This window comes from Nonomuraea sp. NPDC004580 (assembly GCF_040609855.1).
Lineage (GTDB): Bacteria > Actinomycetota > Actinomycetes > Streptosporangiales > Streptosporangiaceae > Nonomuraea > Nonomuraea salmonea.
Genome location: NZ_JBEXLH010000050.1, coordinates 52,094 through 66,075 on the forward strand (window position 1 = coordinate 52,094; position 13,982 = coordinate 66,075).

Annotated in this window: 5 protein-coding genes; 3 read left to right on the forward strand and 2 right to left on the reverse strand. The window is 72.8% G+C overall.

Annotated elements, in window-relative coordinates:
* Positions 1-341 precede the first annotated feature (341 nt).
* Positions 342-6,638: an RHS repeat-associated core domain-containing protein gene (locus tag ABZW11_RS35055; protein WP_355426820.1), complete on the forward strand. Its 6,297-nt coding sequence runs from the start codon at positions 342-344 to the stop codon at positions 6,636-6,638.
* 181 nt (positions 6,639-6,819) lie between these two features.
* On the opposite strand, the gene ABZW11_RS35060 is transcribed toward ABZW11_RS35055, so the two are convergent.
* Entirely contained in the window at positions 6,820-7,743 is a 924-nt protein-coding gene (locus ABZW11_RS35060) for a low temperature requirement protein A (RefSeq protein ID WP_355426823.1), read from the reverse strand.
* Positions 7,744-7,763: 20 nt separating this feature from the next.
* Complete coding sequence (locus ABZW11_RS35065; protein WP_355426826.1) at positions 7,764-8,513, reverse strand: antibiotic biosynthesis monooxygenase; 750 nt, start codon at positions 8,511-8,513, stop codon at positions 7,764-7,766.
* A gap of 175 nt (positions 8,514-8,688) precedes the next feature.
* On the opposite strand from ABZW11_RS35065, the gene ABZW11_RS35070 reads away from it, so the two are divergent.
* A complete protein-coding gene (locus ABZW11_RS35070; RefSeq protein WP_355426829.1) occupies positions 8,689-13,152 on the forward strand; it encodes a hypothetical protein in 4,464 nt (1,487 codons plus the stop codon).
* Positions 13,153-13,225: 73 nt separating this feature from the next.
* Positions 13,226-13,982 (forward strand): BTAD domain-containing putative transcriptional regulator (locus ABZW11_RS35075; protein ID WP_355426832.1); only part of this gene is annotated, 757 nt, incomplete at its 3' end.

The window sequence follows — 13,982 nt, forward strand, 5'->3', positions numbered from 1 at the left end:
ATCGGAGTATGCAAGTGAGGTGATCTTGTGTCAAGAGGCGAAGTCCCGCGCCGCTCGCCGAGCCGAGGGGCGCGCGGGCCGGCCCGCTGGGACCGCCACCGGCGGGAGGTGCGGCGACGGCGCGACGGTGAAAATTTTCAGTGGAGTCAGGATGGATGAAAAAATCTGTGAGCAGAAGGAGCAAAACTCTGGACCTACGGCTTGCCGCAGGTGACGATGCGATCACCATCGTGATCGTCTCCTCACACCCGGCGAGACCCGCGAGGGTCTCGCACCTCCGCACGGTCCGCCGGGCACCGCACACTCGCCCGGCGGCCGTCACGTAGCTCTGGAGAGCCCTCATGGATCTGCCGGACGAGTTATCCCTGCCCGCCTCCCGATGGAACGGCCTGCGCCAGAGATCACCGGACACCGCGGAGAACGCGGACCCGTCGTGGAACAGGTTCGCGACCGCGGAGGCCAAGCCGCCCTCCCGCTGGCCCCGCAGGCTGGCCCCCCTCCTCACCGTCGTCCTGCTGGTGGACATGGCCTACGCCGTGCCCGCCGAGGCGGCGCCCCGCACGGCGCCCGCCGTCCAGCGGGAGAAGCCCGTGACCGGCGGCAAGGTCCCCATCAAGGCCCCGCTGCCCGACCCCGCCGCCAAGCAGGCGTGGAAGGCGGCTCCGGCCGTCAGCTGGCCCAAGCCGCAGAAGGCGGAGCTGGGCGGAGCCACAACCAGCGCCACAACCAGCGCCACAACCGGCGGCACAACCGGCGGCACAACCGGCGGCACGGCCAGGACCACCGCGGCCGGCTTCCCGGTCAGGCTGGCCCCGAGTTCCGACAAGTCCGCGAAGGCCGCGCAGGCGGCGGACCCGGCCCCGATCACCGTCGAGCTGCTCGACACCGACCTGCTCGGCCTGGCCATGCGCGTCACACCAGGCCAGGGCGTCACGGCCAAGGCGGCGCAGAAGACCCGCGTGGAGGTCGACTACTCCGGCTTCCGCCACGCCTTCGGCGGTGACTACGGCTCCCGGCTGCGCATGGTGAAGCTGGAGGAGTGCGCGCTCACCGGAGCCGACGGCTGCGCCGCGCCGCAACCCGTCAAGAGCGAGAACAACGCGACGGCCGGCACGGTCACCGCGGAGGTCGAGACCAACGCCCTGTACGCGCTGACCGCGGCGCCGTCGGGACCGTCCGGCGACCACGCCGCGACCTCCCTGTCGGCGGCCTCCGACTGGAGCGTCGGCACCCAGTCGGGCGACTTCAGCTGGAGCTACGACCTGCGGTTGCCGCCCTCGCTGGGCGGTGAGGAGCCGGAGATCTCGCTCGGCTACTCCTCGCAGAGCGTGGACGGGCGTACGGTCTCCACCAACAACCAGACGTCCTGGGCCGGTGAGGGCTTCGAGCTCAACCCCGGCGGCTTCATCGAGCGCCGCTACAAGTCCTGCATGCTCGACGGCAAGAAGACCGGCGACCTGTGCTGGGACCAGGAGAACGCCATCCTGTCGCTCGGAGACTCGTCGGTCGAGCTGGTCAAGGACGCCGGCACCAAGCAGTGGCGGCCCAAGCGCGACGACGGCACCAGGATCGAGCTGCTCACCGGCGCCACCAACGGCGACAACAACGGCGAGTACTGGCGGGTCACCACGCCCGACGGCACCCAGTACACCTTCGGCCTGAACCGGCTGCCCGGCTGGGCCGGCGGCAAGCCGGAGACCAAGTCGGTGCAGACCGTGCCGGTGTTCGGCAACAACAGCGGCGAGCCCTGCTACAGCGGCACCCCGGCCAACGCCTGGTGCCAGCAGGGCTACCGGTGGAACCTCGACTACGAGGTGGACACGCACGGCAACGCCACCACGTACTGGTACGAGCGGGAGACCAACTACTACGGCCGCAACATGAAGCCGGAGCAGGGCACCCAGTACGTGCGCGGCGCGTACCTCACCCGCATCGACTACGGCTACCTGGGCACCGAGCTGTTCACCAAGCAGCCGGCCGCCCGCGTGGTGTTCGAGGTGGCCGAGCGCTGCCTGCCGAGCGGCTCGGTGACCTGCGCGCCCGACCAGCTCAAGAAGGAGACCGCGAGCCACTGGCCGGACGTGCCGTTCGACCAGATCTGCGACAGCGGGGTGAAGTGCACCGACCGCCTGGCGCCGACGTTCTTCACCCGCAAGCGGCTGGCCAAGGTCACCACGCAGGTGCGCAACTCCGCCGGCCAGTTCACCCCGGTGGACTCGTGGGCGCTGACGCACCAGTTCCCGGCTTCGGGCGACGGCATGAGCCCGGCGCTGTGGCTGGCCTCGATCCGGCAGACCGGCCACGTGGGCGGCACGATCACGTTGCCGCCGGTGACGTTCACCGGCGTGCAGCTGCCCAACAGGGTCGACTCCGACGAGGGCAGGGCGCCGCTGGTCAAGTGGCGGGTCCAGGCCATCAACAACGAGTACGGCGGCGAGCTGCGCATCAACTACTCGGCCGCCGACTGCAAGCCGGGCGACGTGCCCGCGGCCGACAAGAACACCAGGCGCTGCTTCCCGCAGCGCTGGGCCCCGCCGGACGAGGCCGAGGTCACCGACTGGTTCCACAAGTACCTGGTGACCCAGACCGTCGAGGTGGACCGGGTGGCCGGCTCGCCGAGCGTGGTCACCGACTACGAGTACCTCGGCGGCGCCGCCTGGCACTACGCCGACAACATCCTGGTCAAGCCCGCGCACCGCACGTGGGCCGACTACCGGGGCTACGGCCGGGTCCGCGTCCGCCAGGGCGACGGGCAGGACGGCAAGCGCACGCTGTCGGAGTTCCGCTACTTCCGCGGCATGCACGGCGACAAGCTCGCCGACGGCTCCAAGCGCAGCGTCCAGGTGGAGGACTCCGAGGGCGTCAAGAAGGACGACCTCGACCAGCTCGCCGGGTTCGAGCGGGAGGAGATCCTCTTCGACGGTGACGGCGGCGCGCTGCTGACCGCGACCGTCCAGGACGCCTGGTCGGTCAAGACGGCCGAGTCCACGCAGGGCGGCGTCACCAAGGCCGCGCACGTGGTGCAGCCCGAGTCCATGGTCACCCGCACCGCGCTGGCGGGCGACAAGTGGCGGCGGACCGGTGAGGACCGCACGTACGACACCAAGGGCCTGCTGCTGCAGGTCGAGGAGAAGGGCGACCTGGCCACCGCGGACGACGACCAGTGCATCCGCTACACCTACGCCCGCAACGACTCGAGCTGGATGCTCGACTTCCCGAGCCGGGTGCAGAAGGTCGCGACGACCTGTGACACCGGTACGGCCAAGCCGGCCGCCGAGGAGATCCTGTCCGACGAGAAGATCCAGTACGACGGCCAGTCGCACGGCCAGGCCCCGACCAAGGGCGACGTCACCACGGTGCAGGAGCTGGTCTCGCCCGACGGGCAGACGATCACCGGCACGGCGCGGACGTACGACGCCTACGGCCGCGAGCTCACCGAGACCGACCCGGTCGGCACCAAGTCCGTCACCGCCTACAGCCCGGCCTCCGGCGCCCTTCCGACGGAGACCACCGAGACCAACCAGCTCGGCCACACCGAGCGCACCCTGCTCGAACCCGCCTGGGGCGAGCCGACCGTCGAGATCGACGCCGCGGGCAAGCGCGTGGACATGGAGTACGACGCGCTCGGCCGGCTGACCAAGGTCTGGCAGCCGGACCGCAGCAAGGCCGCGGGCCAGTCGCCCAGCACCGAGTACGCCTACCTGGTGCGCAACGACGGCCCCAGCGTCGTCACCACCAGGACGCTCAACGCCGACGGCACCTACACGACCAGCCACGAGCTGTTCGACGGCCTGATGCGCGAGCGCCAGACCCAGGAACCCGCTCCCGTCGACGAGACGGCGCAGGACCCGGCGCTGCGCGACGGGCGCACGATCACCGACACCCTCTACAACTCCCAGGGCGAGGAGTACAAGGCCAACACCGGCTACTTCACCACCGGCACGCCGTCCACCGACCTGTTCGGGGTGGCCGACGCCGCCGTGCCCACCCAGGTCGTGTCCGTCTACGACGGCACGGGAGAGGTGACCGCCGAGGTCTTCAAGTCCAAGGGAGCGGAGAAGTACCGCGTCTCGGCCAAGGAGGAGGGCGACCGGCTGCACATCACGCCGCTGCCCGGCGACACCGCCACCACCAGGATCGGCGACGCGCACGACCGGCTCGTCGAGCTGCGCCAGTACAAGGGCTCGACCCCGACCGGCGAGTACGAGGCCACCAAGTACACCTACGACCGCGCCGGCCGGCTGGCGACGGTGACCGACCCGGCGGGCAACGTCTGGCGGCACCACTACGACCTGCGCGGCCGTGAGATCAGGACGGAGGACCCCGACAAGGGCGTCACGACCACCACGTACAACGACGCCGACGAGGTCGTCACCACCACCGACGCCCGCGGCAGGACCCTCTGGTACGGCTACGACGCGCTCGGCCGCAAGACGCAGCTGCGCGAGGGCTCGGCCACCGGCACGCTGCTGGCCGAGTGGAAGTACGACGGGCTGGCCAAGGGCCACATGCACGCGGCCATCAGGTACGTGGACGGCCAGGCGTACACCGCCGAGATCAACGCGATCGACGCCGACTACCGCACGCTCCGCCAGACCGTGACCATCCCGGCACGGGAGGGCAAGCTCGCGGGTTCCTACCAGCTCAACACCCGCTACACGGCCGACGACCAGGTCCAGTCGATCAGCTTCCCGGCGGGCGGCGGCCTGGCCGAGGAGTCGGTCGTCTACAGCTACGACGGGCTCAGCCAGCCGGTCAAGGTCAGCGGCCTGTCGGCGTACGTGAGCGCGGCCCGCTACAGCAAGCTCGGCGAGACCCTGCAGTACGAGCTGGGCGAGGGCAGCAAGAAGACCTGGCTGACCTACACCCATGACGAGGCCACCCGCAGGCTCACGAGCATGCGGCTGGACCGGGCCGGCGCGCCCGCCAGCGACCTCGACCTGTCCTACACCTACGACGCGGCCGGCAACATCTCCAAGATCGCCGACCGGGCCGCGCAGGACACGCAGTGCTTCACCCACGACCATCTGCGCCGCCTCACCTCGGCGTGGACGGCCACCGACGACTGCGCGAGCGGCGCCCCGCAGTCGGGCAAGATCGGCGGCGTGGCCCCGTACGCGGTCAGCTACGCCTACGACGTCACCGGCAACAGGACGAAGGAGACCAAGCACGCCTGGGGCGGCGCGGCCGAGCAGGTGCGCACCTACACCTACCCGGCGGCCGGCGGCAAGCAGCCGCACGCGCTGCAGAGCGTCGGCGCCGACCTGTTCAGCTACGACGCCGCGGGCAACACCACCAGGCGCAAGGTCGGCAACGCCGACCAGAGCCTGGTCTGGGACGCCGAAGGCAACCTGGAGTCGGTGACCGAGGGCGGCAGGACGACGTCGTTCATCTACGACGCCGACGGCGACCGGCTGCTGCGCAAGACGGCCACCGACGCCACCCTCTTCATCGACGACATGGAGCTGCGGCTCGATCACGCCAAGAACACCGTCGAGCAGACCAGGTACTACACCATCGGCGGCGAGGCCATCGCGGTCCGCACGCCGGACAACCAGGTCTACTTCATGGCCAACGACCACCAGGGCACCGCGCAGGCCATGGTCAACGCCGGCACCGGGGACGTGGCGATCCGCCGGCAGACCCCGTTCGGTGAGGATCGCGGGTCACCACCGCCATGGTGGCCGGGACAGCGCGGCTTCGTCGGCGGCACCAAGGACGCCACGACCGGGCTCGTGCACCTCGGAGCCCGCGAGTACGACCCGGCCAACGGCCGCTTCCTCTCGGTGGACCCGATCATCGATGAGGGCGAGCCGCAGCAGCTCAACGCCTACGCCTATGCCAACAACAGCCCCGTCACGATGAGCGACCCCGACGGTCAGCTCGTCTGGTTCGTGGTCGGCATCGCGGCGCGGATCGCGGCGCGGGCCATCGCCAGGAAGCTGGCGCAGGCCGCGGCGCGGCGGGCGGCAGCGGCGGCGGCCAGGCGGGCGGCGCTCGCCGCTGCCCGGCGCAGGGCGGCGGCGCTGGCCAGGAAGCGTGCCTTGGAGGCGGCCAAGCGACGAGCCGCGGAGGCCGCGCGGAAGCGCGCGGCGGCCGAGGCCAGGAAGCGGGCCGCGGAGGCCGCCAAGAAGCGGGCCGCCGCGGTGGCCAGGCGGAAGGCGGCGCTGGCCAGGCAGCGCGCCGCCGCGGCGGCGGCCCGGCGACGGGCGGCGGCGGCGGCACGGCGGGCCGCGGCGGCCCGGCGGCGCGCGGCCGCCGCACGCAGGGCGGTCACCCGGCGGGCCAGCAAGCCCAAGGCCACGGTCCGGCACCGTCCCGCCACCCGGCCCACCAGCCGCAAGGCCGTCCAGCGGCAGTCGCCGCCCAAGGCTCAGCGCACGCCGCCGAACTCGTCTCAGCCGCGCGGGCTGAGCGAGACGCAGAAACGCTCGATCGACGAGCAGCTCGGCAGGGTGCGGCCCACCGGTTCGCACACCAGGGCGACCCCCAGGGAAGCCGACGGCATCGCTCACCAGGGCACCGGGTGGGGCCCGGCGAGCAAGCCGTACTCCTCGGAGACGCCGCGCTCGAAGATGCCGACGGTGGCCTACCGCCTCTGGCAGATCTTCCGCTCGCCTGCGGTGCCGCCCAACTAGAAAGGAGTCAGCTCCCCGACGAGGAGACACCGAGCCCCCGCCCCGGACGAACACCCGTCCAGGGCGGGGGCTCCCCGCGTTCCACGGCCGCCCGTGAAGGGCAGGGGCTCCGCGCGCTTCACGGCCGCCCGTGTTTCACGGCATCCCGTGCGGCGGCTCTCCGTGCGGCGGCCTCCTGTGCTCAGGCGGGTGCGGCGGGGGCCGGGGTGCGGTGGTGCAGGGCGAGGAGCATCGCCACGAGCAGCGCGACCAGGATCGCCAGCTCCGCCAGCCCCGCCCACAGGCCGGCCAGGGCGGCGGCCGGCGCGACGACCGCGACCACGCCCTTGACGCGCGCCCAGGGCAGCCGGAGCATCCGCCGGAACCAGAAGTCGCCCGCCAGGCTCAGGGCGAGCACTCCCGCGACGCCGAGACCCAGGTCGACCGGCAGGTCCTTGGCGCCGATGCCGAGCGCGAGCATCGACTCGCCGAGCACCACGATGACCAGCAGCCCGTGCCGCTCGACCACGTGCGCGGCGCCCAGCGCGAAGCCCTGCTGGCCGATGAAGTACGGGCTGCCCCACAGCAGGACGAGCGCGGCGATCCACGGCAGGTAGGAGTAGGGCGTCTCCAGGAACCCGGCGACGCCGATGAGCGCGGTCGCGGCCAGGTTGAACGGCACCACCCGCACGATCGCCCGGGTGGCCTGCGCGTACAGGGCGCTGTGCACCAGGATCAGCAGCAGGTAGCCGACGGCGAAGGCGACCCCGCCGCCCATGAACGTGCTCGGGATGGCCAGCGCCATGACGAGGAAGCCGGCCATGCCGAGCAGGACCAGGATCCGGCGGGCGGGCCGTACCGGTGGCACGGAGTTGAGCAGCCAGACGTACCCCGCGTACATCCACCACATCACGCCGAAGACGAGCACCACCTGCAGCGCGCTCTCCCCGATGCCCACGGCCGGATGCCCGGGCGGCGGCGTCTCCATGCCGGCCACCAGCAGCGCGGTGAGCTGGGTGATGGTGAAGACGAAGACCAGGTCGAAGAAGAGCTCCAGGGTGGAGACGCGTAGGTCGGGCTCGGGAGCGGTGGCGGGCCGCTCGGCGAACCAGCTGGGCAGTCGCATGGGGGGCCTTTCGATGGATGTCAGGGCTGGTACGGTGGGGCGACGCCCCAGCCCCAGCGGGGCACCGGCGCCTCGGCCGGCGGTGTCGCGCCGGGCTGCGAGTTCTGGACCGCGATGCGGGTGCCCCACTCGATGTAGCCGGCGAAGGCGGCACGGAACTCCGGGTCGCCGGGCAGCCCGGCCTCCTCGGCGGCGTCCATGAGCAGCGACACCCACCGCCGGCGCTGCTCCTCGCTCAGGCGCCGGTTGAGGTGGTGGGCCAGCATGCGGGGGTAGCCGCCCAGCTCGCGGGTGTAGCGGTCGGGGCCGCCGAAGACCTCCGACAGCCAGATCGCCACGTGCCGGGGATGGTCGGGGCTCATGCCCGCGAACAGGGGCCCGATCAGGTCGTCGGCGAGCACGTGGCCGTAGAAGACCTCGGTGAGCCGCTCGAACGCCGCCGCCCCGCCCGCCCACTCGTAGAGCGTCGGCTCGGTCTTGGTGATGAGCTGCTCGTAGTGCCGCATCTCCTCGACCGCGGAGACGTACGGCTTGATCTCGGCGAAGAACGCGGCGAAGTGCGCGCTGTTCCTGAAGCCGTTCAGGTGGTCCTCGGCCGAGGACCAGTCGATGCGCAGGACGTAGCAGGCGGGCTCGTCCACGCAGCGCGACAGCTCGTAGCCGAGGCACTGGGGCGCCTCGCCGAGCGGGACGACGGCACGGCGGTAGGCGGCCTCGAACTCCCCGGCCGCCTCCGGAGGGACGCGGTAACGGACGTACTCGACGATCACGAGGTCCTCCAGGGTGTAATCAAGTAATCGAGCTCTGTGGGCATCGTAGGCGACAAAGAGGTTCATATCCGCCCACACCTGTTCGCGGCGGGATCATAGCGACCGCGCGACCGCACAGTGATCGTCGGCCTCACCGGGCGTTGTCCGCGGGGGCGTCGGCGCGCATAGTGAGGTCGTGAGCGACGAGTTGCCGGACGACCCCTCCGGGTTGCTCCGTGGTGGCACCGCCCGTTCGGTCAGGACGGCCCGCTCACGCGTGCGCACCTGGACCCCGGCCGTGCTCCTCGCCGTGCTCTCGTCCGGCGCCTTCGCTGCGCTCCTGACCGGGGCGGGGCCGGTGGCGGCCGGCATCGGGGCGTTCGCGGCCGTGGGCGGGAACCTGCTGACCGACCTGGTGAAGTCCGGCATCGACGCGCTCAAAGGCCGCGACCTCCGGGAGGAGGAGGTACGGACCGAGCTCGAACGCCGGATCAGCGCGGCGCTCGAAGGCGGCGGGGAGCACGCCCGAGCGCTGCGTGCTGAGATCGCCGCCGTGCTGCGCACGTTCGAGCTGGCCGGAGCCGCGATCGAGGAGGCCGTGCGGACCGGCGACCGCGAGCTGCAGGCCGCACTGACGGACGGGCTGGCCAGGCTCGGCGGGGAGTTCGCCGAGTTCTCCTTCGTGCTGTCCGACGTCGAAGGCCGGCTGCGGCGCATCACGGAAGGCGTCGACCAGTCGCGGGCACAGCTGCAGGTCGCGGTCGGGCTGCAGTACCGCCAGGCGACCGACACCCGGCTGCTGCTCGAGCAGGTGTCGCTCATCGAACGGCGGACCAGGGGCTCCGCGGCCGCCGTCACGGGGCCGCGCTGGTCGGACGGCAGCCCGTACAAGGGGCTGAGCGGGTACGGCGAGGCCGACGCGGACGTCTTCTCCGGCCGCGAGGTCGTGACGGCCGAGCTCGTCAGTACCCTGTCGGAACGCCTGGGCGGCACCGGACTGCTGGTGCTGACCGGCGCGTCGGGGGCGGGCAAGTCCTCGCTGCTGCGCGCCGGCCTGCTGCCCGCGATAGCGCGCGGCGACCTGTCGGAGGCGGCCCGCCACTGGCCACGCCACGTCCTGGACCGGCCGGGCCGCGAGCCGCTGACGGTGCTCGCCACGCTGCTGGCGGGCCTGGCCGGGCTGGATGCCGGCACCGTGCTCGCCGCGCTCAGGCGTGCGCCCGGCGAGGCGTCGTTGCTGGTCAGGCAGGCGGTGGACACCGACGCCAGGCGGCGCGCGGCGCCCGGCACGCCTGGACAGGACGGTCGCCTGATCCTGGTCGTGGACCAGTTCGAGGAGGTCTTCGACGCCCCGGAGGGGGAGCGGGCCGCGTTCGTCGCCGCCCTGCACGCCGCCGCCACCGTCCCGTCGGGACCGGCGGGAGCGCCCGCCGCGCTCGTCGTGATCGCGGTGCGCGGCGACGTGATCGACCGCTGCGCCGACCATCCCGACCTGGTGGACGCGCTCCAGGAGGGCCCGTTCGTGCTGGGCGCGATGAACGAGCAGGAGCTGCGCGCCGCCATCACCGTGCCGGCCGCGGCCGCGGGACTACGGCTCGAAGCGGGACTGGCCGACACCGTCCTCGCCGACCTGCGCTCCTCGTCGGGCGGTTTCGACGCGGGCGTGCTGCCGCTGCTGTCGCAGGCCATGCTGACCGTCTGGGAGCATCGCGAGGACGACCTGCTCACCCACCGCGGCTACGCGCGTACCGGCGGGGTCACGCACGCGGTCACGGCGAGCGCGGAGGCCGCGTACGACGGGCTCGACCCAGCCGGGCGCGAGCGGGCCCGCCAGGTGTTCCAGCAGCTGGCTGCGGTGTCCGCCGAAAGCAGGCTGGTTCGCAGGGCACGGCCACGCGCCGAGCTGGGGCCCGTGGACGACGTCCTGGAGGTGTTCGCCCGGCGCCGGCTGCTCGTCGCCGACACTGGGTCCGTGCAGATCGCCCACGAAGCGCTCCTCCAGCACTGGCCCCGCCTGCGCGGCTGGATGGAGGCCGACCTGACCGGCCACGCGCTGCGCAGCCAGCTCCTGGACGAGGCGGAGGAGTGGCGGCGCAACCGCCGCGACGCCTCGTACCTGTACCGGGGCGAGCGGCTGGACGCCGTCCTGCACGCCAGGCCCCGGTGGGAGCCCGGCACCGTCACCGGCCCGGCAGCGGAGTTCCTGGAGGAGAGCGTGCGCGCGCGGAGCCTGAGCCGGCGGCGGCGCAGGCTCACGGTCGTCGCGCTGTCGGCGCTGCTCGCCGTCGCCGTCGCCTTCGGCGGCGTGGCGCTCGTGCAGGGCAGCGCGGCCCGCGAGCAGGCGGCGGCCGCCTCGGAGCAGCAGCGCGTCGCCACCGCCAGGCGGCTGATCGCCAAGGCCGAGTCGGCGCTGTCCACCGACCCGAGGACCGCGCTGATGCTCGGCGTCGCCGCCCACCGCATCCACCCGGACGCCGAGACGTACGCCGCGCTGCAGAACGTGCTCACCACGACCCCGTACGCCGGGCAGCTGGCCGGGGTGCGCCAGCCGGTCACCTCGATCGCCTACGCGCCGAGCGGGCGCTACCTGGCCGCCGGGTTCTCCACCGGTGCGATAATGCTGTGGGACGTGCGCGACCCGCTGCGTCCCCGCCAGACCGGCGCGGCGTTCAAAGGGTTCGAGTCACCCGCCACGGTGCGGTTCACCCGGGACGAGCGGCGGCTGGTCACGATCGGCTCCGAGGCGCAGGTCGTCATCTGGGATCTGGCCGACCCCGCCAGGCCCGCCGTCGCGGGGCGGCGGACGACGTACGAGAAGGGCGACACGGCGGAGGGGTGGCTGTCGCCGGACGGCTCCGTCCTCGCCACGTCCAGCGACAAGCAGCCGCGCCTGCAGCTGTGGGACGTGCGCGACCCCGCCCGCATCAAGCGCGCCGGCCGCCCGTTCCCCGCCGTCGCCGGGCCCGTCAGAGCGCTCGCCTTCTCGCCCGACGGCACGACGATGGCCATGGCCGCGTACGAGAGGAAGGCGCCCGCGCTGCTCTGGGACGTGCGCGAGCGGACGGCGCCGCGGCCGCTCGCCCAGATCGTGGTCAAGCCCGACGACATCGTGGAGTCGCTCGCGTTCTCCGCCGACGGCAGGATGCTGGCGGTCGGCGGGTCACTGCGCGGCACCCACCTGTGGGACGTCGGCCGCCCGGCCCGCCCGCGCCCGCTCTCCGGGCCCCTCTCCACGTCCATCCTCGCCGACGTGCTGTTCTCACCCGGCGACGACCTGCTGGCCACGACAGGGAGCCGCGACAGCGGACTGCTGGTGTGGGACACCTCGGACCCGAGCGCACCGCAGCTGATCGAACGGCTGACCGCGGGCCAGATGGACCGCGCGATCGCGTTCTCGCCGGACGGCCGCGTGCTCGCCGCCGGCAGCTCGGAAGGCCGCGTCACGCTGTGGAACCTGGGAAGGGCCGGCCGGCCCCGCGCGTTCGGCCCGCCCGCCGTCGGCCACCAGGACGGCGAGTACACCGAGATCTACGCGATGGACCTCAGCGACGACGGCACGATGGTCGCGACCGGCGGCCGGGACAGCGCCGTCGAGCTGTGGGACGCCACCGACCAGGCGAACCCGCACCACGTGGGCACGCTCACCGGGCACACCGGCGAAGGGGTGAACGCCGTCGCGTTCACCACCGACGGCCGCACGCTGGCCACCGGCGACGGTAAGGGGACCGTCCTGCTGTGGGATCTGACCGACCGCCGGCGCCCGCGCCGCTGGGGGCCGCCGCTCAGCGGCCCCACCGGCATCGTCCGGTCGCTGGTGTTCGCGGCCGACGCCGGCACGCTGACCGTGGGCGGCGACGACTCCACGATGGTCTGGGACGTGCGCGACCCCGCGCGGCCCCGCTTCATCGGGCACGTGCTGAGCGGCGAGCGCACGCTCGGCACCTGGCGGGTGCGCGACGGCCGCGTGCTGGCCCTCGTCATCGGGTCCGGCACGTACGCGACACCGACCGCCGTCGCCGAACCCCTGCTCACCCCCACGAGCGGCGGCGACTCACCGGAGGTCAGGCCACCTGAGGACGGCCCCGGCGACCCGACCGGCGCCAGGCTGTGGGACATCACCGACATCCGCCACCCCAGCAGGCTCGGCCCTGGGCTCGTCGGCCACGAGGCCGAGGTGTCCACCGCCGCGCTGTCACCCGCGGCGGATCTGCTGGTCACGAGTGACCGCAATGGCGCGGTCATCCTGTGGGACCTCTCGGATCCCGCACGCGCCCGCCCTCTCGGCGACCCGCTCGTCCCGCACGGCACCCTCCAGGCGGTCGCCGTCGCGTTCGCGCCCGTCCCCGGCATCATGGTGACCGGCGGCATCGACGGCAACGCCTACCTGTGGGACCTCGGCAACCGCATCCTGCCCCGCCAGCTGAGCACCGCGCTCGCCGACAATCTGGACACGGTCTGGCCGATGGCCTTCTCCGCCGACGGCGACATCCTCGCCACGGCCGGTTACCGGGGAGATTTCGTCCTGTGGGACCTGCGGCCGACGTACGAGCTGCGCCGTCACCTGGACGAGACGGCGTGCCTGGTGACCGGCGGCGGCCTGGATCGGGAGCGATGGCCGCGTTATCTGCCTGATCTGCCCTATCGTGACACCTGCGGGTGATCATGACCGCCACCTTGACGGCGTGACCGTTTGCCCGCTTACTGGTGACCCGGAGCTCGATCCAGGGGAGGTCATGGCGGGAGCGACGTTCGGCATCCTCGGTCCCGTCCACGCGTGCCGGGCGGACGGGCGGGAGGTCGCGCTCAAGGGCAAGGAGTGCGCGCTGCTGACCGCGCTGCTCCTCAACGCCAACGTGGCGGTCTCGCGCAGGCGGCTGATCGACGCGCTGTGGGAGACGCCGCCCGCCTCCGCGGTGCCCAACCTGCAGACGCACGTCGCGCGCATCCGCAAGACGTTCGGCCCCGACATCAGCCTGTCCACGGTGGGTCCCGGATATCTGCTGGAGGTCGCTCCCGAGGAGCTCGATTTGCTGGTCTTCGAGCAGGAGACGCGGCGGGCGCGGGCCGAGGTGGAGCAGGGCGACCTGGCCGCCGCGGTGCGCCGGTTCGAACGGGCGCTGGAGGTGTGGCGGGGCCGGCCGGCCGAGGGCGTGCAGCTGCACGACTGGGCGCTGTCGCGGGTGGCGGAGCTGGACGAGCGGCTCGACGAGACGCGGCTCGACCGGGCCGAGGCGATGCTCGGCATCGGCCTGCACGCCGAGGTGATCGGCGAGCTGCGGCCGTTCCTCGCCGAGCAGCCGCTGAGCGAGCGCGCGTGGCGGCTGCTCATGCTCGGCTACGCGCGGGCCGGGCAGCGGCACCGGGCGCTGGAGGCGTACCGGCAGGCGCGCGAGCGGCTGGTCGGCGAGCTGGGCATCGAGCCGGGCGAGGAGCTGCGGCGGCTGCACGCCGTCATCCTGGACGACGCGCTGCCGGCGGCCGGCCCCGAGC